We start from the raw sequence: 21,298 nt of genomic DNA on the forward strand, positions 1-21,298 counted from the left end.
CGGTTCTACCGCGTGGCAAAGCGATTTGGAGTGTACACGCCTAAATCGATATTCGGAGAACGCCCGGTGAGCATTTCCGCAACCAGGCGACCGGTTTTGGGGCCGCCAGTAAGGCCAATGTGGTGATGCCCAAAGGCAGTCATCACACCCCTTTGTCCGATTTCCCCAATCAGCGGCAGGCTGTCAGCAGGCGCCGGCCGGTGTCCCATCCACTCCTCTTCGCGGGAATGTGTCAGGGCCGGGTAAGCCTCTTTGATTTTGCGACGCAGCAAGGCAAAGGGTGCCTTGGACGGGCCTGCCTCAAGCCCGCCGAACTCCACAACCCCGGCGCAGCGCAAACCCGCCGCCATCGGGGTCGCCACGAACTTGCCACTGGCCACCATGGTCGGTGCGCGCGGGCCATTCTCTGCCCCTTCAAAGACGATGTGATAGCCCCGTTCGCTTTCCAGCGGCACGGAGATACCGAGTTTACGCATGAGCGGTTTGGACCACACCCCGGTTGCCAGCACGGCGGTATCGCACGGCATGGGTCCGTCCCTGGTGAGCACCGCCTTGATCCGCCCACCCGAGAGATCGAAATCCACCACTTCCGTGGTGACGATCTTCCCGCCCATCTGGCAGAATTCCTCGGCCAGCGCCGCCACATACGCCCCCGGATCGCGAATAAATCCGTGATCCTTCATTGTGGCCAGACATCCAATGGCGGACGAGAGGTTCGGCTCCTTGTCCTGGACCCCGGCTCCTTCCGACAGGATCGGCTGAAAGCCGGCAGCCTTGCGCAATGCCCAGGTGTAGCCATCCGCGTCGAAGGCCGCGCGGCTCGCATAGGCGAAATGGTAATCGCTGTCCGTTACCCAATGCGCCGCACCGGTCTGATCGGTCAGCGCCTTATGCTGTTCGACCGCGTCGGCAACGATGGGCGTCAGGTCCCGCGCAATCCTGCGGGTATCCGCATCATTCGCATTGCCCAGATACTTCATCAGCCAGGGCACCAGCTTTGGCAAATACGCCCACCGGAGGAACAGCGGAAAATCCCGGTTCAGAAGCATCCCCGGCGCCTTGCTGATCAGGCCCGGTCCAGTGACCGGCACCATTGAGCAGGCTGCCAGTACACCTGCGTTGCCGTATGACGTGCCCTGACCCGGCGCTGCGCGATCGACAAGCGTGACGTCCGCCCCGAACCGTCGCAACCAGATGCCGGTGGACACCCCAACGATACCCGCCCCAATGACGATAACCTGTTGCGACATTGTTCCTCCCACCAATTGCGGATCACCTTGCCCGCCGGGTGTCCGGGGTCAATTGGTTTCTGCATCAAATAGGCGGAATAGTGGTCGCTGACTGACGCTCAATCGCATTGGTTGTGGTCAGAAAGTCCACTAGGGATGCGGGACCTTGCATGCTATGCCAAGAGTGTCTGAGGCCTAGTGTGGAGATGTTACATGAGTATTCAGTCAGGCGGTAAAACCATCTACGGCGCAACGGTAGGCATCTTGATGCTGGAAACCCGCTTTCCCCGCATTCCCGGCGATATTGGCAATGCGTTCACATGGCCTTTCCCCGTTCACTACCGTGTCGTGGACGGTGCAACACCTGACCGGATCGTGCTGCAGGACGCGCGCGCCATGCGCGACGCTTTCATTAATGAAGGGCGCGCGCTGGTGCGCATGGGCTGCGATGGGATTGTGACCAACTGTGGTTTTCTGTCGGTCTTGCAGAATGATCTCAAGGCCGAACTGGAGGTGCCCGTCGCAAGTTCGGCGCTCATGCAGGTACCGATGATTGCCCAGACCCTGCCGCCGGGCCAGCGGGTGGGTGTTTTGACCATCGCAAAGGACAGCCTGACCCCCGATCATCTCTATTGCGCAGGCGTGCCGCCCGACACGCCGATCATGGGAACGGACGGCGGGCGCTGCTTTTCGCAAGCGATTCTGACGGATCAGCCGGAAATCGATTTCGAGGCGTGCCGTCTGGATATGCTGGAGGCGGCGCAGGCACTTGTCCGCGAATATGAGGGGATAGGCGCCATCGTACTGGAATGCACCAACATGATCCCTTATGCGCGCGACATCAGGCGCATGACCGGGCTGCCGGTCTATTCCATCTACACGCTGGTCACCTGGTTTCAGGCCGCTCTCCTGCCCCGCGCCTTCCCGGCAGAGCTGGATGACCCGCGCCACGTCTAAGCTGAAAAAGCGCCTTCTGCAGCATAAGCCGATCCGGTGCGGGTTGCCAGAAAGGCAGCGAGGGGGACATCTTCCTGTTTCAGAAAACCGGCACGGGGCAAGCTGCCATCGCGCACCATTTCAATCACCCCCACCACCGAGGAGGCCGTTGTCCAGGCGATGGCTGTACGCCGCCGCCCCGCCAGGTCAATGGGTTTGTACCCACGCACGAACTCACGCCGGGCCAGTTTGCCTTCGATCATGCCTTCGGCAGAAACGTGTACATAGACAATGTCATCCTCCACTGGTGGTTTCGCGTGCACGAGGATTTCACCCGCCTCTGTGCGCCGGTCCCGCATCAGCAGTTCGTGGAAAAAGAAATTCATCAAATCCACATGTCCGGGGTAGCGCATGGTCTTATAATCAATGTTAGGCACGCGCCCGAGATAGGTCTCGCACATCGTGCCAAGTCCGCCAGAGGTGGTGAAGGCTTCCAGTTCCGTCCCGTCGATGTAGAGCTTTTCGATCCATTCCATCGGTGAGACGGATTTGATCTGCCCATCTTCCAGCACTTCGCAATCGTTGAGATATTCATTGACCACGCCTTCGGGGGACCAGTTGAAGGAATACCCCATCAGGCCGGTCGGGTGCTGCGGCAAGGCCCCCACGCGCATCTTGCAGGCGCGGCAATCGTCAAACTGGCCGATCAGATCCGCACCGACAATCCCCACGAACCCCGGCGCCAGCCCACATTGCGGGGCCATCAGACCTTTGGAGGTCTTTGACAACTCCAGAATCGCCTTGGTGGTCGGGACATCCTCGGTCAGGTCAAAATAGTGCAGGTCGGCGGCATGCGCAGCTTCTGCAATGCCTGTGTTCAAATGGTAGGGCAGACAGGAGAGCACCGCCTCCGCCCCTTGCAGAGCCGCGGAGAACTGCGCCGGATCAGCAAGATCGCAAATCTGCGTTTCGAAGGGCAAATCGTCTGACTTTCCGAGCGCGTCGATTCCGGTGACGGCAAAACCCGCCTCATGCAAAAGCTCACCCGCCAAGGTGCCGACCTTGCCCATCCCCAAGACTACGATGCGTTCCATACCATCCCCTTTGAAACTCGCGCGGCGACTCGTCTGCGCCGGTCAGCCTATGCAAATCGCCTTCGACGCGCAGGTGCAATCGAGATCTTCGCCACCAACGAAATATCGCGGCGCAAGGGTCAGAAAGCTAGTTGGATGGTGTCACCTTGTGACAAAGCGACGCCGCAGCTCTGCGTTCTGGGACAGCATTATCGCCTCTTCGGCCAGTATATGCTCCAGCATCACCTTGCGTGCATCTCCGGGGGATCCCTCACGCAATGCGATCAACAGGCGTTTGCGGCATGACCCTCCCTTGCGCCAGAGCGCTGCTGCGGCATGCTCCGCACCGCCTCGGCAGACTGTAAGCTCCGACAGAACGGTCGTCAGAAAACCAATCACGAAACCCAACAATTCATTCTGCGCGAAAGAGGCCAGCCGCACATGAAACTCAAGCGATCCGATGTGATATGCACGCTCATCTTCAGTAGTATGCGGCGGGTTGGGGAATCGCTCGGAAAGCTGTTCCAGCTCGGTCAATTGATCCTCGTTTAAACACCCCGAGAGAGAGGCCACCAATTCAGGTTCCAGCAAGCGGCGCAACTGATACACCTCTACAAGCTTTACATCCTTAAAATAGAAGTAGTTGCCCAGCAATGAGCGCGCCCGCTCCGCTGAAGGCTCCGCAACGAAACTACCGCCCCCCGGACCCGTGCGGGTCTCGACCAATCCCTGCGCCTCCAGGATGCGCATTGCCTCTCGAATGGTGCTCTTGGCCATCCCGAAGCTATTGATCATTTCGGACTCTGCTGGCAGGCGATCACCGCGCTTGAGATCCCGCGCCATGACCAGCTCTTTGATCGTGTCGGCAACACGCATTGGACGGCTGCGCCGCGAAGCGGGTTGCGGAGAGCGAGGTGGAGACGGAAGCATTGTGGAAGCTTTCTGAAATCGGTCAGCACTGCATTTCTACAACGCAAAATGAGGAGATTGAACATAATCCAAAAAAATATTCGGCCTTCAAACGAAAATATTCAACCGGCGTCACAACACGGCAGTGCCTGCGACACAAAAGCTGACCAACGAGATTCAGGCCGACCGCAATCTAAACTAGAAAAATGTGCCGTTTTAGTGTGAAGTGGTCGGTATTTTACAAAGTCATTTAAATAGTGCCGGAGGATTATCATGGCAACCGACAGTGCGCAGCAGCGCAAAACCCTATTGACAGCAACCTGTTTCATCATTGGCGCGATCGTCGTCTATCACACGATGACGCATGCAACACAGTTCCCTGGTGAGGGCGCACGCCTTTTGTTGGTGCCCGTTTTTCTGGGATGCCTGTATGGCATTTATCGCATCTGGCGCGACGAACAGGAAGGCTGGTGGATTTTCACCGGGCTTAGTGTCTTTGCCGGTCTCTGGTCCGTATATGCCCTCGATCTCCCCTGGTCGCGTCAGCTGTGGTTCATTCTTGTCTTTCCCGCGATCTTCCGGGTTTTTTACGGCGGTATGAAGAAAAGCCGCCGTGTAGAGCTGACAAAACGGCGCATTCTTGGATGGCTCGGGAACAAGGCGATGGGATTGCTGAACGTGCAGTGGATCGTCGATCTGATCGCGAAAATCCCACCGCTTGACGCATTGATCAACCGCATTGTCATCAACCGCATCGTCAATCAGGTGCGCAACCGGCCGCATCCCTTCTCCACCAAGAGCGATTACACGTCCTGGTCCAGTCTTACAGATACGGAATGGAGCGCCCGCCATCTTGGCCCGTCCCCCATCGACCCTGAAAGCCTGCCGCCATGGGATGACATCCAACATCTGTTTGCGCGGACGGGGGACACGCAACGCCTCTGTCCTAAATCGACCTGCCTTTTCCCCTCCTTCGCGCAGTATCTGACGGACGGGTTTATCCGCACCACAACGGATGAAAAGGACCCCGACCGCCTGAAGCGGAACACGTCGAACCACAATATCGACCTTTGCCCGCTCTATGGACGAACAGCGGCACAGACGGCGGCCTTACGGGTCGCCTCCCCGGCGCCGGAGGATCGCGGCAAGTTGAAAAGCCAGATTCTGGATGGCGAAGAATTTGCACCCTTCCTCTTCGAGGGTAACGACATCAAGCAGGAGTTCGACATCCTCGACAAACCCCTGGGCCTGGACAACCTGAACGCGGCAATAAAATCAGGCACGCCGGAAGTGGCCGCACGGGTACGCGAGAAACGCGGCAGGCTGTTCGCCTTTGGCGGCGACCGGGCAAATTCGGTGCCACAAACGGCGATGATCAACACGGTGCTCTTGCGCGAACACAACCGGCTTGCATCTGAGCTTGGGCGGCGTAACCCCGACTGGGATGATGATCGCGTTTTCGAGACAGCACGCAACATCGTCGTCGTGCAATTCATCAAGATCGTGGTTGAGGACTACATCAACCACATTGCGCCCACCGCCTTCCGGATCAAGGCGGACCCAAAGGCGGCCTGGGGCGCGAAATGGAACCGGCCCAATTGGATCACGACGGAATTCAGCCTGCTCTACCGCTGGCACGCGCTGATCCCGGATCAGATCACCTGGGGCGAGACCACGCATAAGGTCAGCCCGTCCTACTTCATGGAAAACAAGCCGCTGATCGACATCGGGCTGGGGCGCGCCTTTGAAGACATGAGCGCACAATCTGCGGGCGAAGTTGGCCCCCGCAACACCACCAAGTCACTGATGCATGTGGAGGAAGCCTCTGTCGCACAGGGGCGATTCTGCCGCCTGCGCCCCTTCACGGACTATCTGGAGTACCTGCAGCGCCTGCCAATCACCGAGATGTCGCAGATCAGTTCGAACCGGGGCGTTGCGAAACTGCTCAAAGACACATACGGCGACGTGAACCGGGTCGATTTTTTTGTAGGCTTGTTTTGCGAAGACCGGGTCAAGAACGCCCCGCTGCCGCAGACAATCCTGTCCTTCGTGGCCCTGGACGCCTTTTCGCAGGCCCTGACAAATCCACTACTGTCGGAGCACGTCTTCACGCCCCCCGAAGACCCGGCACAGGAGCACCCGACCTTTTCCAAATATGGCTGGGAGCAGATTGCCGCCTGCGGGTCGATGCGTGACCTGGTACTGCGCAACATCCCCGCACCGGAAAACCTCGGGTTTGTCGGCATGACCCAGACCGGGTGGGTCCGGGAGTAACGCACGGGTTTATCAGGGATCCGGCATCGCCGCAAAACGCTCCACAAGCCGGGCAACCGGATCCCCATACCCTTGGTAGTTTGCGCTCTGGCGCAGCTCTGCATAGCCTTTGAAGTACGTCCAAAAGGATGAAACTTCGAGATCGAAATAGGCGCGCAGCACCTCCGCGTTGCAAAGCTCCGACGCAATGCAGATTTCCATCTGCGCAAAGAATAGCATCAGCCGGTCGATATCGCGCTCAATCTGCCTGTCTTGTGGCGCGCTGCTGTCTCGTAAAGCAGCCGTCCACGCACGACCCAGGTTGGCTTGCGCATCGGGCAAAGCCTCTGGCGATAAAACCTGTAACTGTGCCTTTAACGTGGGCTCTGTGACTTTACTCTCAACAAATTCCTGAACAGACGTATATCGCTGGACATTCGTTTCTGCTTGCCAATCCCGCACGATCTCAAGCGAGCGCTCGCGTCGGTTGTCTTCATTGGCGTTGGAATACTCGATAACCCCGAGGATGGCAGCGGCCGCTACGCCCAGACTGGCCGCGATGCGCATCAACTGCTCTGCACGCGTCAGGAGGGTCGAACGCTCTGCGTTATCTTTGCCCGGTTCGATCGGACGGCGGGTCGGCGGTGCATGTCCCTCTTCATCGATGTCGCGGTCATTGGCGCCCTCAACATCGACATCAAGGTCGGGCGCAGGCTCCGCCAACACCTCGTTCATCATCTCGTGCGAGAGGGTCTTGCGGGACTTACCGCGCTTCGCAGTCACGCCGGACCTCGAAGGTTTTGATCGGATCAGGCGACCAGGTCGCAGCTTGCAGCTCAGATGCGAGGCAGCGCAAACCGGCGGCATCCATCAGAAAACTCAGATCGGGTTTCTTCTCACCGGGACTGACACCCGGCAGGGTCGACGTGCCGCGGGTAGCGGTTTCCGCACCATCGCAGGAAGCCAGGTTGATTAACTGGGCGGGCAGGTTCGCTTCCAGCATCTGGTTGATCTCCACATCGACGCGCTGCAGGTAGCATTCCGCCAGCTCCGATGTCAGTGTGACCTCCGCCGAACAGTAGTCACAGGCCAGCACGGGGGGCCCTAACCCGACCACAAGTGGCAAAACATATCGCATTTTGAGCATCTGAACCCCCATCAGATTCCTGCGATCATCTTTTCAGGTGTCAGTGCGCATTTCAAGAAATCCCGTCAGCGCCCGTTGAGTTTCTTCCTTCAAGGCGATTCTGGCAGCGCATTGAACTCTCTGACCAACCAGTCAAAAACCAACCGCACCCGTCTGCTGGAATTCACTTCACGGTGCGCCACCAGCCAAACATCAAACGCAAATGCGTCAAACCATGGCATAGCTCGGCGCACCAACCGGTCGGCATCACCCACGCGCGACAGCATCGCCCCGATACCCAGACCTTGCCGAACCATTTGCCACTGCGCCAAATGCGATGCGGTGCGCACCGGGAATTGGTGTTCCGACAGTCGCAACCCCCGCGCGTTCAGGGCCTCGATAAACGGGTTGTTCTCATCAAAGCCCAAAAAGACCGCCGTCGACATCGCCTCCGGCCCGTCAAAGGGTCCGTTTTGGTCAAGATAGTCACCGCTCGCATAGAGATGCGCAGTTTCAGAGGGTAATTTGCGCGCAATAAGCTGTGGGTCTGTTGGACGTACCGTTCGGATCGCGATATCCGCCTCGCGACGCCGCAAATCCCGCAGGTGGTTCGTGGCGACAACTTCAACTTCGATACCCGGATGTTGCTGCCGCAAACGCACTATCATCGCGGGCAGGACATAGGCCGACGCCACCTCTGTCGCGGTAATCCGCACGGTGCCTTCCACCGAGGTCGATTGCCCCGATGCGGTCATCGAAACATGGCTGGCTGCATCCCCCATCGCCCGCACGTGATCCACCAGTTCCAACCCGTTCGCAGTCAGCTTCAGGCTGCGGCCCACACGGTCGAACAGCAGCACACCCAACTCTTCCTCCAGCGCCGTCACCTGCCTGCCCAGCGTTGGTTGCGTCATCCCCAGCGCGCGTGCTGCTGCCGAGAGCGACCCCTCCTCCGCGGTGATCAGAAAAGCCCGCGCGTGGTTCCAGTCAAATTTCATCGAACGCCAATCCATACAAAAATGCATATCAGGAAAGCAAAATTGGTCAATTTATTTGCGATCCATGCAGATGTAAGAAGGCGTCATCTCTATTCGAAGGTGAATACATATGACCTATGCCGCCCCATCCCAGATATCGAATGCACGCGAATCGCGTTTTTGGGACCGCGTTGCGCCGGGCTACGCCAAACGCCCGGTTGCCGATCAGGCGACCTATGAGCGCAAGCTGGACATCACGCAGTCATTCCTGACCCGCGACATGGATGTACTCGAATTCGGATGCGGCACGGGCACGACCGCGCTCATCCACGCGCCGCATGTCAATCATGTGCTGGCCTTCGACTTTTCAGCCGAGATGATCTCCATTGCCGAGCACAAGGCGCAGGATCAAGGCATCGACAACGTCTCCTTCGTGCAGAATCGGATAGAGGACTTCGAGCCGCCAAGCCATCGGTATGACGCGGTGCTGGCGATGAGCATTCTGCACCTTCTCAAAGATCCCCGCGCGGCAATTGCCAAGAGTTTCGACATGCTGAAACCGGGCGGGATGATGTTTTCGAGTACCGTTTGCCTCGGCGACGGGATGAGATGGTTCAAACCGATTGCCATGGTTGGCGGGGCGCTGAGGCTGCTACCACATATCCTTTTTGTCAAAGGCTCGGAGCTGGAGGAGATGTTCAGGGATGCAGGGTTCGAGATCGACCAGTCGTGGCGTCCTGGCCCGCGCAAAGGCATCTTTATCGTTGCGCGCAAGCCCGGCTGACGAATCCCCGATCAGCAATTTCTTGACGAGCGGGCCCGTTTGATCTTAGCGTCTGGACAGTACTGTACATCACTGTCCAGAGCTGACGCAACGATCATCGGGAGGATCTGCCATGAAGTCGCATTACCGCGTTGTCGTGATCGGGGGCGGTGTTGTCGGCGCCTCCGTCTTGTATCATCTGGCCAAGCTTGGCTGGACGGATGTCTGTCTGATCGAACGCTCGGTGCTGACTGCGGGCTCAAGTTGGCACGCGGCGGGGGGCATTCACGCGCTGAACGCCGACCCGAACATTGCGCAGCTGCAGGCCTATACCATCGACCTGCTCAGCGAGATCGAGGCGGAAAGCGGCCAGAACATCGGGCTGCACATGACCGGCGGTTTGACCATGGCGGGCACGCCTGATCGCTGGGAGTGGCTACAGTCGGCCTATCGCACCTTTCAGTCCATTGGGATCGACGATTGCAGGCTGGTCAGTGTTGAAGAAGCGGTTTCGCTCAACCCCATCATGTCCGGCGAGGGGCTGCTCGGCGGCATGTGGGCCGACCGCGAGGGGTACATCGACACAACCGGCACCGTGCACGCCTATGCAGGCGCCGCCAAAAAACGCGGGGCCGAAGTGATTGAGCACAACCGGGTGCTGGAACTGAACCAGACCCTGCAAGGCTGGGAGGTCGTGACCGAAAAGGGCACCGTCACCTGCGAGCATGTGGTCAATGCCGCCGGTCTCTGGGCCAAGCAGGTCGGGCGCATGGCAGGCATCGAGTTGCCTGTCTCGCCGCTGAATCACCACTACCTGATCTCCGACACGATCCCGCAGCTGGAACAGCTCGACTTCGAGGTGCCGATGACTGTGGATCTGGAGGGCTTCACCTATCTGCGGCAGGACCAGAAGGGCGTGCTGCTGGGCATCTATGAGATCAACCATCAGCATTGGATGATGGATGGCGCGCCGTGGGAATACGGCTTCGAGCTGCAGCAGGAGGACCCGGACCGGATCGAGCAAGAATTGACGCTCGGCTTTGAGCGCTACCCCTGCCTGCAGGAGGTGGGCGTCAAAACGTGGGTCAACGGTGCCTTCACCTTCTCGCCCGACGGTAACCCGCTGGTGGGCCCTGTGCCGGGCAAGCGGGGCTATTGGTCCGCCTGCGCGGTGATGGCGGGTTTCCTGCAGGGCGGCGGGGTCGGCAAAAGCCTCGCCGAATGGATGATACACGGCACGCCAGAGGCGGATGTCTATGGCATGGATGTGGCCCGCTACGGGGTATGGGCCGAGAACAAGCAGTACATAAAGGAGACCACGGGCCAGTTCTACACCCGCCGCTTCGTGATGACCTATCCGAACGAACAATTGCCCGCCGGCCGCCCGCTGAAGACCGCTGGGGCTTATGCGGATATGACCGCCGCGGGCTGTCAGTGGGGCCAAAGCTGGGATCTGGAAGTGCCGCTCTACTTTGCCGAGCCGGGGTTCGAGGAAACACCCTCGCTGAAACGCTCCAACGCGCATCTCATCGTGGCCGACGAATGCCACGCCGTGCGCAATGGTGTCGGCCTGCTGGACATCACCGGCTTTTCCCGCTTCGAGGTCACGGGCCCCAGCGCCGAAAAATGGCTCGATCGGGTCATGGCGTCGAAATTGCCCAAACCAGGCCGCGCCAAGCTCGCGCCCATGCTGGCAGAAGACGGACGCCTGAAAGGCGATTTGACCGTCTTCAACTGGGGGGACGGAACCTGGTGGATCATGGGCAGCTACTATTTGCGCGCCTGGCACATGCGGTGGTTCAATGACCACATGGAAGATGGGGTGACTGTCCGAGATCTCGGTGACGAGATGGGCGGCTTCTCACTCTCCGGTCCCGCATCAAGCAAGGTCATCGAAAAGCTGACCGAGGGCCCGGTGGGCGATCTGCCTTTCATGGGCTGCGGCGCCTTCGACATCGGGCTTCTGCGCTGCAAGGTCGGGCGGCTGTCGGTCACAGGTGAACTGGGGTACGAAATTCACTGCCGGGCAGGCGATCATGCCACCCTGCGCCGCATCCTCCTTGAGGCTGGCGAAACCGAAGGTATCCGCGAGGTCGGCTTCAATGCGCTGCTGAGCCTACGGATCGAGAAGAGCTTCGGCATCTGGAACGCGGAATTCACACAAGGTTACACGCCCGGCATGACCGGCATGGACCGTTGGATCGACTGGAGCAAGGACTTCGTCGGCAAATCCGCCGCCTTAGCCGAGCGGGACGGAAACGGCCCTGCCCAAATCCAGGTCACGCTGGAGATTGACGCTGAGGATGCGGATGCCAGCGGGTACGAACCCATCTGGGCAGGCGAGGAGAAGATCGGCTTCGTGACCTCCGGCGCCTATGGGCACACGACCGGCAAATCGCTCGCCATGGCGCTGGTGAACACGGAGCACGCGCAACCGGGCACCGCGCTCAGCGTGCATGTGGTGGGGGTGGAACGTGCGGCCAAGGTCATCCCGCCCTCGCCCTATGACCCCCAGGGCAGGGCCATGCGGGCATGACCCTTGCGGAAAAAACCGGGCGGCGGCGCACGCGCCGCGGTGGAGGTGGCCCGCCGGTCAAGCGGCAGGTGGATTATCGCAATCTGCGCAACCCCTTCCCGCCCATGTCGGTTTTCTCTGACGACCGGATCGAAGCGATCCACGAGGCCGCGCTTGATGTGCTCGAACGGCTGGGCGTCAAGGTGCTGCTGCCCGCCGCGCGCGCGGCCTACAAGTCCGGCGGCGCGACGGTGCATGACGACACCGAGATGGTGCACATCGGGCGGGAGATGGTTGAGGCGGCACTGGCCGGCGCGCCCCGCGCCATCCCCGTGCGCGGCGCTGTCCGTGACCGCGATATCACGCTGGAACTCGGCAATCTGGTCTTCCAGCCCGGCGCGGGCGCGCCGCATGCCACCGACCTCGAACGGGGTCGCCGCCCGGGCACCGAGCGCGACTTTCGCGAGTTGGTGCAACTGACCCAGCACTTCGACGTCCTGCACATGGTCCCGCCCCTGATAGAACCGCAAGACATCCCGATGCACCTGCGCCACTACGCGACGCTGGATGCGCAGCTATCCCTGTCGGACAAGGTGCCCTTCATCTTCTCGCGTGGCACACCGCAGGTGACGCAAAGCTTCGAAATGCTGCGCGACTTTCGCGGTCTCTCCGACGCAGAGTTCACAGCAGAAAGCCACTGCTACACGATCATCAACACCAATTCGCCCCGCACCCTCGACATCCCGATGGCGCAGGGGCTGATGGATTTCGCCAAGGCCGGGCAAGTCAGCATCGTGACCCCCTTCACCCTTATGGGTGCAATGGCACCGATCACCGTGGCCGGTTCGATGACGCTCAGCCATGCCGAAGCCCTTGCTGCGATCACCCTAACGCAACTTGTCCGCCCCGGCGCGCCGGTCTGCTATGGCACCTTCACCTCAAACGTCGACATGAAATCCGGCGCACCTGCCTTTGGCACGCCCGAGCATTTCAAGGCCAGCCTCGCCGCCGGACAGCTGGCGCGCAAAATTGGCCTGCCCTGGCGTTGCGCCTCCGGCTCGGCGGCGAACCTCGGCGACGTACAGGCCGCCAATGAAACGCAATTCGGCACTTGGGGGTGCCTACTCGCAGGCGCGACTGTTGTGATCCACGCCGCCGGTTGGCTTGAAGGGGGTTTGACCGTATCCTACGAAAAGCTGATTACCGATCTGGAAGTCCTTCAAATGGTTGCAGAGCTTTGCACGGAAACACCAGCGGACGTCGCCGATATCGGTCTGGAAGCGCTGGAAGAAGTGCAACCGGGCGGGCATTTCTTTGGTGCGGCCCATACGATGGAGCGATATCAGACCGCCTTCTACGAACCGCTGATCGGGGACCTCTCAAATTTTGGCACATGGCAGGAGCGCGGAGGCAAGGATGCAACCACCCGCGCGACCGATATGTGGAAACAGATTGTGGCAGAGGCTGCGGGGCCGCGCGTGGATGAAGCCGCCCTCGGCCACCTGCGCGACAACATCCGCCGGAAATCCGCTGCGGGCGGTGCGCCACCGGAAAGCTAAAACATGAACGCCCCGCGAAAACCCGGCCCGCCCCCGGACGTCTCCGAGACTGAAGCCCCCCTCGTAGGCAATATCAAGGTGACCCGGCAAGACTGGCTGGACGCGGCGTTGGAAGCGTTGCTGGCTCACGGCGTGGAGGGTGTGAAAGTTCAGCTCATCGGGGAGAAACTGCAGGTCTCCCGCTCCAGCTTCTACTGGTACTTCAAATCGCGGCAGGATTTGCTGGATGCCCTGCTTGACCACTGGCAGAAAACCAACACCGCCGCCCTTGTGGCCAAGGCGCAGGCCCCGGCAAACACCATCACCGAAGCTGTCGGCAATGTCTTTCGCTGCGTGATCAACCCGGCGCTTTTCAGCACGCGGCTCGATTTTGCCATACGGGACTGGGCACGCCGGGCACCGCGCGTGCGCGAGGTTTTGCATGCCTCCGAGGCCGAGCGGCTGGAGGCGTTGCGCGCGATGTTCGCCCGGTTCGGATATCCCGATCTGGAAGCCGTCGCGCGGGCGCGCATCCTCTACTACATGCAAATCGGGTACGACGACGCGCAATTGAATGAGCCGATGGAGGCACGCAGCCGTCTGGTGTCCAGTTATCTGCTGGGATTTACCGGGCAAGAGCCGCTTGCCGAAGAAGTCGATGCCCTCATCGCCTATGCGCGTGACCTTGAATCGGGCAAAGCACCGGAATAATCTGAGTGATCACTGGAATTTGCAGGTGCGTTTGCGCGCCAAAGTGGTATTTGACTGCTGCAGGACTTACCTAAGTCCCAGCCCTACCGCCTGCGTCAGGCACAGAAAGCATATCCATGAGTATAAATCCGTTTCCGAATCTGCTGCGTTCTTTGCTTGTGACCGGTGTTCTTCTGGCGACGGGCAGCACGGTGGCCGCGCAAGGCGGGCCTGCTGCCGTTGGCGTCGAAACCGTCGAAGTGCAATCCATCGCGGAAACGGTGCCGCTCTTTGCCGAGGTGGTCACCTCCCGCGAAGGGACCGTAGCCAGCCGTATCGCAGGGACCGTAGAAAAAGTTCATGTGCTCGAAGGAGTTACCGTAACCGAAGGGGATATCCTCGCCGAACTGGATACCGAGCTTCTGGAAATTCTCGCACGTCAGGCAGATGCAGGATTGTCCGAAACGCGGGCTGGCATCGCAACGGCCAAATCCCGTGTTGACCGCACGACAAAAGCGCTGGCGCGGATTGAAGGTTTGCGCGGCACCACCTCCTTCTCATCCAGCCGTTTCGACGAGGCCCAAAGTGATTTCTTCGAGGCTCAGGGACAGTTGGCCGAGGCCGAGGCACGGGTCCAGACCGCCGAGGCCAATGCGGCCGAGGCCCGCTATCAGTTGGACCGCGCCCGCATCACCGCGCCGTTTTCCGGAATCGTGCTGGAGGTCAACACCAACCCCGGCGAATTCATCAGTTCCGGTGCGCCGGTCGTGTCGCTGCTGGACACGCAATCCTTCGAGATCGAAGCCAGCGTACCTTCAAAATACATCCGCGTGCTGGAGCCCGGACTTGAGGTCAGCGGCATCACGGAAGCAGGTGAGGAGCTTGCCCTGACGGTACGGGTGCTGCTGCCGGTCGAGGACACCGCAACCCGGACACGACCGGTACGCTTTTCCTCGCCGCTTCTGATCGACATGAAAACCGTCGCAATCGGTCAATCGATCACCGTGTCCATCCCGATCAGTGAACCGCGCGAGGTCTTGTCCGTGCCCAAGGATGCGCTTGTCCAGGCGCGCGGTGGCTGGACCGTTTTCGTCGCTGCGGACGGACAGGCGCAACCGCGCACGGTGGAAATCGGCGTCGCACTCGGGGACCGGTTCGAAGTGCTGGGCGGGCTGCAGGAGGGCGAGGTTGTCGTCACCCGCGGCAATGAGCGTCTGCGCCCCGGACAAGCCATCGCGCCCATGGGCGCCAGCAACGGAGGCTGATATGGATTTCATCCGGTTCGCCATTGATCGCCCCGTCGCCGTCATGGCCGCGGTCGTGATGGCCGTCCTGTTCGGTGTCATTGCCGTTACCCGTATTCCGATCCAGTTGGCGCCTGACGTCCGCAAACCCATCGTCGTGATCAGCACGAACTGGCCCGGCGCCGCCCCCTCGGAGATCGAACGGGAAATCATCAACCGGCAGGAAGAGGCCTTGCGCGGGCTGGAAGGGCTCGACGTCATGACCTCGCGCGCCCAAACTGGCGAGGCATCGGTGACGCTGGAATTCGGCATCGGCACGGATATGAGCCAATCGCTTCTGCTTGTCTCGAACCGTCTGGATCGGGTGGGGGATTATCCCGATGAGGCGGGTGAGCCGTCGCTGGACACCTCTGGATCAGATGACAGCCCGATTGCCTGGGTCCTGCTGACCGCGCAGGAGGGCAACACCCAATCCATGCCGACCTATGGCGATTTTGTCGAAGACATCATCAAGGACCGGGTCGAACGGATCGAAGGGGTCTCTGCGGTGAATGTCTTCGGCGGGGTGACCCGCGAATTGCAGGTCGTGGTCGATCCGAGGCAGTTGGCCCGTTTTGACCTGACGGTGCCGGACGTGGTGAACATCCTGCGCAACGAAAACATTTCCCTCTCCGCCGGGGATGTCGAAGAGGGCAAACGCCGCTACGTGGTCCGCGCCGAGGGTAACCTCAACACGGTCGCCGCCATCGAAGAAGTCGTGCTGCGCTCCGAGCTTGGCAATGGCGGGTCGGGTCGCGTGCGGGTCGGTGACGTGGCAGAGGTCGGTTTTGCCTATCAGGAACCCGGGGCCCGGTTGCGTTTCCGCGGCGAGCCCGGGCTTGCCTTCAACATCGTGCGCGAACCCGGCGCCAATGTCATCGAGACCATGGAATCCGTGCGCGCGGTGCTGACCGAACTGGACGAAGGCCCCGTTTCCGATGCCGGTCTGCAGATGCGTCAGGTCTATGATGAAACTGTCTATATCAACGGGGCCATCGATCTGGTGACACAGAACATCTGGATCGGCGGTGCGCTGGCTGCTGCGGTCCTGCTCGCCTTTCTGCGCAGCCCCCGAGCCACGCTGGTGGTGTCGCTGGCCATCCCGGTCAGTATCGTGGCCACCTTTGTCGCCATGGCCGCCACCGGTCGTACGCTGAACGTGATCTCGTTGGCCGGGATTGCCTTTGCCGTGGGCATGATCGTCGATGCGGCCATCGTCGTGCTGGAAAACATCTACCGCTTGCGCGAACAGGGGATGACCCGGCGCGAGGCGGCTTACAAGGGCGCCAAACAGGTCTGGGGGGCGATCCTCGTCTCCGCCCTGACCACCGTGCTGGTCTTCATCCCGATCCTGATCATGCAGCTCGAAGCCGGTCAGCTCTTTCGCGATATCGCTGTTGCGATTTCGGTCTCCGTGCTCCTGTCGCTCGTCGTTGCGGTCACAGTCATTCCCGCCCTTGCCAGCCGCCTGCTGAAACAGGGCGAACAGGTCACCATGAAAATCTGGGGGCTCGATCATCTGGCCCATGGGTTCCACGGCCTGGTGATGCGCTATGTGCGCATGACAGTGCGGTTCCGGGCCATTGGTCTGATGATGGTGGCCGCCATTGCGGGCGGTGCGGCCATTGCCAGCGTCATCTTTTTGCCGCGCCTTGAGTATCTGCCGGAAGGCAATCGAAACCTGGTGTTCGGCCTGATCATCCCGCCCCCCGGATACAACCTCGACACGACCCAGACAATCGCGCAGCGGATCGAAGGCGTGGCCCGCCCGCTCTGGGAAGCCGCCCCAGCGCCCCAGATGGAAGACGGAACACCGACGATCGAGAATTTCTTCTTCGTGGCAACGCCGGGCAACAGCTTTGTGGGGGCCGCCGCCGTTGACGGCGCCCGCGCGGGCGAGCTTATCCCGGTGCTGTCAACGCCGATATTCGCAGAGCCCGGGACCTTTGGGTTCATGACGCAACCCTCGCTTTTTGGGCGCGGTGTTGGCGGCGGTCGCACCATCGAGCTCAACATCTCCGGGCAGGATCTGGATGAAATTCTGGCCGTTGCCGGTCAGGCGGCAGGCACAATCGCAGGCCTGCTGCCCCGCGCTGAAGGCCATCAGTTCCGTCCGATCCCGGGGTTGGAGCTTGGCGCCCCCGAGGTTCGGCTGGTGCCCAACCGGCTGCGGCTGGCCGATGCCGGGCTCAGCGCGTCTGATCTGGCCCTGACGGTTGATGCCTTCAATGACGGGCTGCGCGTGGCTGAGATCACAGTCGGTGCAGAGCGGTTGAACCTGATGCTGAAAGGCGATCCGGGCCTGCAGGTCGCCCAGCGGACGCAGGACATCGGCAACTACCCGGTCGTGACGCCCTCGGGGCAGATCGTGCCGGTCACCGCACTGGCCGATGTTGTCGTCACCGCCGGTCCGACCGAGATCAGGCACCGCGACCGGCTGCGCACCGTGACGCTGGAGGTGCGCCCCTCCGACGCTCTGCCGCTCGAGGCAGCGGTGGAACTGCTGGAAACCGAGGTCGTCTCGGTTCTGGAAGAGCAAGGGCTGCCCAACGGCATCCGCGTCAGTGTGTCCGGCACCGCCGATCAGCTCAGCCAGACCTGGGATGCCATTCAGATCAACCTCGCCGTGGCGCTGATCATCGTCTTTCTGGTTATGGCGATCCTCTTTGAGAGTTTCGTTCTGCCGCTGGTGATCCTGATCTCTGTGCCGGTCGCTGCAGCCGGCGGGGTTGGCGGGCTCGCCCTGCTGAACACCTTCCAGAGCCAACCTCTGGATATGCTGACCCTCCTTGGCTTCATCATTCTGGTCGGGATCGTGGTGAATAACGCGATCCTGATCGTGCACCAGACACTCTACCACCTCCGCGATGAAGGCATGGCCCCCATTGCCGCCATCGAAGAGGCGACCAGCAACCGCATCCGGCCGATCTTCATGTCGACGCTGACCTCGGTCTTCGGGATGCTGCCGCTGGTGCTGATCCCGGGCGAAGGATCAGAACTTTATCGTGGTCTCGGCGCTGTTGTCGTCGGGGGACTGTCGATGTCCGCTTTCCTGACGCTGCTCACGGTGCCGCCGCTCTTGCGTCTTTGTGTGCGGGCACCGCGCCCGGATGAAGAGGCTGCTCTGACCGGACGGCCCGCCGAATAGTTCTATTTTCGCCAGTGAAAGGGCACGATGATCAAGGCGCCGATGGAAGAGGCAATTGCGTTTAGACCGGGGCTGGAAAAGCCAAAGCCAAACATCAGCCGAATGAAGTAAAACAGAAACGCACCGCCCACGCAGATGATGATGCTTTGCAGATAGCCATTGTGAGTAAACCCGGTTTTTTCACAGAGATAGCCGACAATCCCGGCAATCACGACGGTGCCGATCAGCGTTGGAAACATTGCGCCTTCTCCCTCAAAGCTGCTTTCCCGCAGCCATTGGCCAACCATGCAGGAAGTCCTGCGCATCCTGCGCAGCTTTGCCCGCGCGCTGCAAGCAGGTGAGTTCGACGGCGCCGTCCTGACAGACAACCCGCAGTGGATCCAGAAGAACGGTACCGGGCGAGCCCTGCCCTTCCGCAAGACGCGCGCCGAGCAGTTTGATGCGCGTATCGCCATCCATGATCCAGGCACCCGGAAACGGGGACAGCCCCCGGATCAGGCGGTCCACATGCTCTGCGGGCTGGTGCCAGTCCACGCGGGCTTCAGATTTGTCGATCTTGTCGGCGTAGGTCACTCCGGTTTCGGGCTGAGGCTGCGGGACCAATTGGCCGATCTGGGCCAGCGCGTCCACAACCAGCGCAGCCCCCATCGCACTGAGCCGGTCGTGCAGCGTGGCCGTGGTCTCCTCCTCACCGATTTTTGTGGCGTCTCGCAACAGCACCGGCCCCGTGTCCAATCCGGCTTCCATCTGCATGATACAAACACCTGTCTCCGCGTCGCCGGACATAATCGCACGGTGGATCGGCGCAGCACCACGCCATCTTGGCAGAAGACTGGCGTGAATGTTCAGGCACCCCAGTTTCGGCATATCGAGAATAGCCTGTGGCAGGATCAATCCATAGGCGACGACAACCGCCACATCCGCGTGGAATGCCCGAAATACTTCCTGCGCGTCTGCATCTTTCAAAGAGACCGGCGTCAACACAGGCAATCCCATCGCCAGCGCACGTTTGTGCACGGGGCCGGGTCGCTCTTTCTTGCCCCGTCCAGAGGGCCGAGGCGGCTGCGCGTAAACGCAGGCGATCTCGTGTCCCGCCGCCACCAAGGCATCAAGGACGGGCACCGAAAATTCAGGTGTCCCCATAAAGATCACGCGCATTTTCCATCTCCTGCAAAAGGTGGCCTGAAAGCCCACCCTACCTGCTACCACATCCCTTTGCTCCTAGCAGGTAGGGTGGGCTTTCAGGCCACTTTAGTTTTGTAGCTTGCGGGCTTTACGCAGCAGCATGTCACGTTTGACCTTGCTGAGACGGTCAAAGTACATGCGTCCCTGCAAATGATCGATCTGGTGCTGAACGCTTGTCGCTTCTAGCCCAACGAAATCACGCCGGACGTAGAGCCCGGTCTCATCCATGAACCGCACCGCAACCCCTCTGGGCCGCGAGATCGTGGCAGAGACCCCCGGCAGATTTGGGCTGGCTTCCTCATGCAGGTTCATGATGGCCGAGGCGTCCAGTATTTCCGGATTGGCCATCCGAATGCGCCGATCTCTGGCATCCGAGGCATCCACCACGGCGACCTGTAGCATGACCCCGATCTGCGGTGCCGCCAGCCCGACCCCCGGCATTGCATCCATCGTTTCGATCATGTCATCCCAAAGGGTCCGAATGTCGTCCGTAACTTCGTCAATAACGGCGGCTTTGGTCCGCAATCTGGCATCGGGCCATTTCACGAAAGCCCGCAGGGTCATGCCAGAGCCTCCGCATAATCGGCTTCTACGGACGCGCGTGCCGCCTCCGTCAGATGGTCCAACGTCACGATGCCATTCAGATGATCCAGTTCGTGTTGCACACAGGCAGCCGCAAACCCGGAAAACACACGCCGCGTCTCCTGCCCCGCCAAATCCGTCCAGCGCAGCGTGACCTCAGCAGGTCGGGACACTTCCACCGTGACACCAGGGATGGAAAGACACCCTTCGCTTTGAGCCGATTGTACCGCGCTGCGTGTCTCGATCTCTGGGTTGATGAAGACCATCGGCGCAGGTGAGCCTTCTTTCCATTCCGTATCCATGACGAATATTCTTTGCATGGCGCCAACCTGCGGGCCTGCCAACCCGCGCCCCGGCGCGTCATACATCGTCTCCAGCATATCGCTGGCCAAGGTTTCAATTTCCGGTGTGATTGCCGCAATCCGGGCACAGAGCTCTGTCAAGCGCGTGTCCGGCCAAAGCACAATGTCGCGCACCGTCATGCGCGGGCCAGTTCCCGCTTCATCTTGACCATTTTACGGGTGATCATCTGACGCTTCAGCGGCTTGAGGTAGTCGATGAAAAGCTTGCCATCCAAGTGATCAATCTCGTGCTGCGCGCAGGTGGCCCAAAGGCCATCAAACGTCTCTTGCATCTCTTTGCCGTTCTGGTCGATCCAGCGCACCTCGACCTCCGCAGGGCGGGTGACATCAGCAAACTGTTCCGGGATTGACAGGCAACCCTCTTCGTAGACGTTCATCTGGTCAGAAGAGGAAACGATTTCCGGGTTGAACATGATCAGCGGTCGCGGGCGCTCATTCTCGCCTTTTACGCAATCCAGCACCACAAGCCGCTGCAGAATACCCACCTGCGGCGCCGCGAGCCCGACACCGGGCGCATCATACATCGTTTCCAGCATATCATCGGCCAATGCACGCAACTCATCGCTCAGATCAGCGACGGGAGCTGCCTGTTTTTTCAGCCGTGGGTCAGGATGTAACAGAATATTTCTCTTCATGGGTTTCATGTAAGCCAGCATCACAGCGGCTGCAACACACGCGGGCTTGCGGCCCGCGAAATTCCCGCTAGCTTGCGGCATGTAACAAGGAGAT

At 60.4% G+C, this 21,298-nt stretch carries 19 protein-coding genes; 8 read left to right on the forward strand and 11 right to left on the reverse strand.

Annotation, left to right across the window (positions count from 1 at the left end; genetic code table 11):
• Window positions 1-5: 5 nt before the first annotated feature.
• A complete protein-coding gene (locus Q1A07_RS06135) occupies window positions 6-1,250 on the reverse strand; it encodes an FAD-dependent oxidoreductase (protein WP_299778742.1) in 1,245 nt (414 codons plus the stop codon).
• A 198-nt stretch (window positions 1,251-1,448) separates the two neighbouring features.
• Between Q1A07_RS06135 and Q1A07_RS06140 the strand changes: the two genes are divergently transcribed.
• Window positions 1,449-2,186: an aspartate/glutamate racemase family protein gene (locus Q1A07_RS06140; protein ID WP_299779202.1), complete on the forward strand. Its 738-nt coding sequence runs from the start codon at window positions 1,449-1,451 to the stop codon at window positions 2,184-2,186.
• On the opposite strand, the gene Q1A07_RS06145 is transcribed toward Q1A07_RS06140, so the two are convergent.
• Both Q1A07_RS06145 and Q1A07_RS06150 read right to left on the reverse strand, forming a co-directional pair.
• A complete protein-coding gene (locus tag Q1A07_RS06145; protein ID WP_299778743.1) occupies window positions 2,183-3,259 on the reverse strand; it encodes a saccharopine dehydrogenase C-terminal domain-containing protein in 1,077 nt (358 codons plus the stop codon). The genes Q1A07_RS06140 and Q1A07_RS06145 overlap by 4 nt on opposite strands.
• Window positions 3,260-3,400: 141 nt before the next feature.
• The gene (locus Q1A07_RS06150) at window positions 3,401-4,114 is read right to left on the reverse strand and encodes a GntR family transcriptional regulator (protein ID WP_299778744.1); all 714 of its coding nucleotides are present in this window, start codon (window positions 4,112-4,114) and stop codon (window positions 3,401-3,403) included.
• Window positions 4,115-4,420: 306 nt separating this feature from the next.
• Here Q1A07_RS06150 and Q1A07_RS06155 point away from each other — a divergent pair, with 306 nt between their 5' ends.
• Entirely contained in the window at window positions 4,421-6,421 is a 2,001-nt protein-coding gene (locus Q1A07_RS06155) for a peroxidase family protein (RefSeq protein ID WP_299778745.1), read from the forward strand.
• Between the two features lie 12 nt (window positions 6,422-6,433).
• Here Q1A07_RS06155 and Q1A07_RS06160 read toward each other — a convergent pair whose 3' ends face one another.
• The 3 genes from Q1A07_RS06160 to Q1A07_RS06170 form a co-directional block, all read right to left on the reverse strand.
• Window positions 6,434-7,183 (reverse strand): hypothetical protein, encoded by a 750-nt coding sequence (locus tag Q1A07_RS06160; protein WP_299778746.1) that lies wholly within the window; start codon window positions 7,181-7,183, stop codon window positions 6,434-6,436.
• Entirely contained in the window at window positions 7,164-7,547 is a 384-nt protein-coding gene (locus Q1A07_RS06165; RefSeq protein ID WP_299778747.1) for a hypothetical protein, read from the reverse strand. Before Q1A07_RS06165 ends, Q1A07_RS06160 begins: the two co-directional genes overlap by 20 nt.
• Before the next feature lie 89 nt (window positions 7,548-7,636).
• Window positions 7,637-8,524, reverse strand: a complete 888-nt coding sequence (locus Q1A07_RS06170) for a LysR family transcriptional regulator (RefSeq protein WP_299778748.1) — start codon at window positions 8,522-8,524, stop codon at window positions 7,637-7,639.
• 109 nt (window positions 8,525-8,633) lie between these two features.
• On the opposite strand from Q1A07_RS06170, the gene Q1A07_RS06175 reads away from it, so the two are divergent.
• The 6 genes from Q1A07_RS06175 (at window position 8,634) to Q1A07_RS06200 (ending at window position 18,440) form a co-directional block, all read left to right on the forward strand.
• Complete coding sequence (locus Q1A07_RS06175) at window positions 8,634-9,287, forward strand: bifunctional 2-polyprenyl-6-hydroxyphenol methylase/3-demethylubiquinol 3-O-methyltransferase UbiG (protein ID WP_299778750.1); 654 nt, start codon at window positions 8,634-8,636, stop codon at window positions 9,285-9,287.
• Between the two features lie 112 nt (window positions 9,288-9,399).
• Window positions 9,400-11,802 carry an FAD-dependent oxidoreductase gene (locus Q1A07_RS06180; protein WP_299778752.1) on the forward strand — a complete coding sequence of 801 codons (2,403 nt, stop codon included), beginning with the start codon at window positions 9,400-9,402 and terminating at the stop codon, window positions 11,800-11,802.
• On the forward strand, window positions 11,799-13,340 hold the full coding sequence (locus Q1A07_RS06185) for a trimethylamine methyltransferase family protein (RefSeq protein WP_299778754.1): 1,542 nt from the start codon (window positions 11,799-11,801) through the stop codon (window positions 13,338-13,340). Before Q1A07_RS06180 ends, Q1A07_RS06185 begins: the two co-directional genes overlap by 4 nt.
• Before the next feature lie 3 nt (window positions 13,341-13,343).
• Window positions 13,344-14,030, forward strand: coding sequence for a TetR/AcrR family transcriptional regulator (locus Q1A07_RS06190; protein ID WP_299778756.1), 687 nt, complete (start codon window positions 13,344-13,346; stop codon window positions 14,028-14,030).
• A gap of 116 nt (window positions 14,031-14,146) precedes the next feature.
• Window positions 14,147-15,274: an efflux RND transporter periplasmic adaptor subunit gene (locus Q1A07_RS06195; protein WP_299778758.1), complete on the forward strand. Its 1,128-nt coding sequence runs from the start codon at window positions 14,147-14,149 to the stop codon at window positions 15,272-15,274.
• 1 nt (window position 15,275) lies between these two features.
• Window positions 15,276-18,440: an efflux RND transporter permease subunit gene (locus Q1A07_RS06200; RefSeq protein WP_299778760.1), complete on the forward strand. Its 3,165-nt coding sequence runs from the start codon at window positions 15,276-15,278 to the stop codon at window positions 18,438-18,440.
• Between the two features lie 2 nt (window positions 18,441-18,442).
• Here Q1A07_RS06200 and Q1A07_RS06205 read toward each other — a convergent pair whose 3' ends face one another.
• From Q1A07_RS06205 to def (Q1A07_RS06225), 5 genes are all read right to left on the reverse strand, one after another.
• Window positions 18,443-18,679 (reverse strand): hypothetical protein, encoded by a 237-nt coding sequence (locus Q1A07_RS06205; protein ID WP_195821803.1) that lies wholly within the window; start codon window positions 18,677-18,679, stop codon window positions 18,443-18,445.
• Window positions 18,680-18,692: 13 nt separating this feature from the next.
• A complete protein-coding gene (fmt, locus tag Q1A07_RS06210; protein WP_299778763.1) occupies window positions 18,693-19,598 on the reverse strand; it encodes a methionyl-tRNA formyltransferase in 906 nt (301 codons plus the stop codon).
• A 93-nt stretch (window positions 19,599-19,691) separates the two neighbouring features.
• Window positions 19,692-20,189, reverse strand: a complete 498-nt coding sequence (gene def / locus Q1A07_RS06215; RefSeq protein ID WP_299778766.1) for a peptide deformylase — start codon at window positions 20,187-20,189, stop codon at window positions 19,692-19,694.
• Window positions 20,186-20,689, reverse strand: coding sequence for a peptide deformylase (gene def / locus Q1A07_RS06220; RefSeq protein WP_299778768.1), 504 nt, complete (start codon window positions 20,687-20,689; stop codon window positions 20,186-20,188). The genes def (Q1A07_RS06215) and def (Q1A07_RS06220) overlap by 4 nt, the downstream gene beginning before the upstream one ends.
• Window positions 20,686-21,204 carry a peptide deformylase gene (gene def / locus Q1A07_RS06225; protein ID WP_299778770.1) on the reverse strand — a complete coding sequence of 173 codons (519 nt, stop codon included), beginning with the start codon at window positions 21,202-21,204 and terminating at the stop codon, window positions 20,686-20,688. Before def (Q1A07_RS06225) ends, def (Q1A07_RS06220) begins: the two co-directional genes overlap by 4 nt.
• Window positions 21,205-21,298 lie beyond the last annotated feature (94 nt).

Origin of the sequence: uncultured Roseobacter sp. (assembly GCF_947492555.1) — a bacterium.
Classification (GTDB): Bacteria; Pseudomonadota; Alphaproteobacteria; order Rhodobacterales; family Rhodobacteraceae; genus Roseobacter.

Excerpts from the sequence above, each read along its gene's own strand:
- Q1A07_RS06180 (WP_299778752.1), top strand. The coding sequence starts at position 9,400 with ATGAAGTCGCATTACCGCGTTGTCGTGATCGGGGGCGGTGTTGTCGGC.
- Q1A07_RS06135 (WP_299778742.1), bottom strand. The coding sequence starts at position 1,250 with ATGTCGCAACAGGTTATCGTCATTGGGGCGGGTATCGTTGGGGTGTCC.
- Q1A07_RS06170 (WP_299778748.1), bottom strand. The coding sequence starts at position 8,524 with ATGAAATTTGACTGGAACCACGCGCGGGCTTTTCTGATCACCGCGGAG.
- Q1A07_RS06145 (WP_299778743.1), bottom strand. The coding sequence starts at position 3,259 with ATGGAACGCATCGTAGTCTTGGGGATGGGCAAGGTCGGCACCTTGGCG.
- Q1A07_RS06205 (WP_195821803.1), bottom strand. The coding sequence starts at position 18,679 with ATGTTTCCAACGCTGATCGGCACCGTCGTGATTGCCGGGATTGTCGGC.
- Q1A07_RS06175 (WP_299778750.1), top strand. The coding sequence starts at position 8,634 with ATGACCTATGCCGCCCCATCCCAGATATCGAATGCACGCGAATCGCGT.
- Q1A07_RS06185 (WP_299778754.1), top strand. The coding sequence starts at position 11,799 with ATGACCCTTGCGGAAAAAACCGGGCGGCGGCGCACGCGCCGCGGTGGA.
- def (WP_299778766.1), bottom strand. The coding sequence starts at position 20,189 with ATGACCCTGCGGGCTTTCGTGAAATGGCCCGATGCCAGATTGCGGACC.
- Q1A07_RS06155 (WP_299778745.1), top strand. The coding sequence starts at position 4,421 with ATGGCAACCGACAGTGCGCAGCAGCGCAAAACCCTATTGACAGCAACC.
- Q1A07_RS06165 (WP_299778747.1), bottom strand. The coding sequence starts at position 7,547 with ATGCTCAAAATGCGATATGTTTTGCCACTTGTGGTCGGGTTAGGGCCC.
- Q1A07_RS06195 (WP_299778758.1), top strand. The coding sequence starts at position 14,147 with ATGAGTATAAATCCGTTTCCGAATCTGCTGCGTTCTTTGCTTGTGACC.
- def (WP_299778768.1), bottom strand. The coding sequence starts at position 20,689 with ATGACGGTGCGCGACATTGTGCTTTGGCCGGACACGCGCTTGACAGAG.
- Q1A07_RS06150 (WP_299778744.1), bottom strand. The coding sequence starts at position 4,114 with ATGCGTGTTGCCGACACGATCAAAGAGCTGGTCATGGCGCGGGATCTC.
- Q1A07_RS06190 (WP_299778756.1), top strand. The coding sequence starts at position 13,344 with ATGAACGCCCCGCGAAAACCCGGCCCGCCCCCGGACGTCTCCGAGACT.
- Q1A07_RS06200 (WP_299778760.1), top strand. The coding sequence starts at position 15,276 with ATGGATTTCATCCGGTTCGCCATTGATCGCCCCGTCGCCGTCATGGCC.
- fmt (WP_299778763.1), bottom strand. The coding sequence starts at position 19,598 with ATGCGCGTGATCTTTATGGGGACACCTGAATTTTCGGTGCCCGTCCTT.
- def (WP_299778770.1), bottom strand. The coding sequence starts at position 21,204 with ATGAAGAGAAATATTCTGTTACATCCTGACCCACGGCTGAAAAAACAG.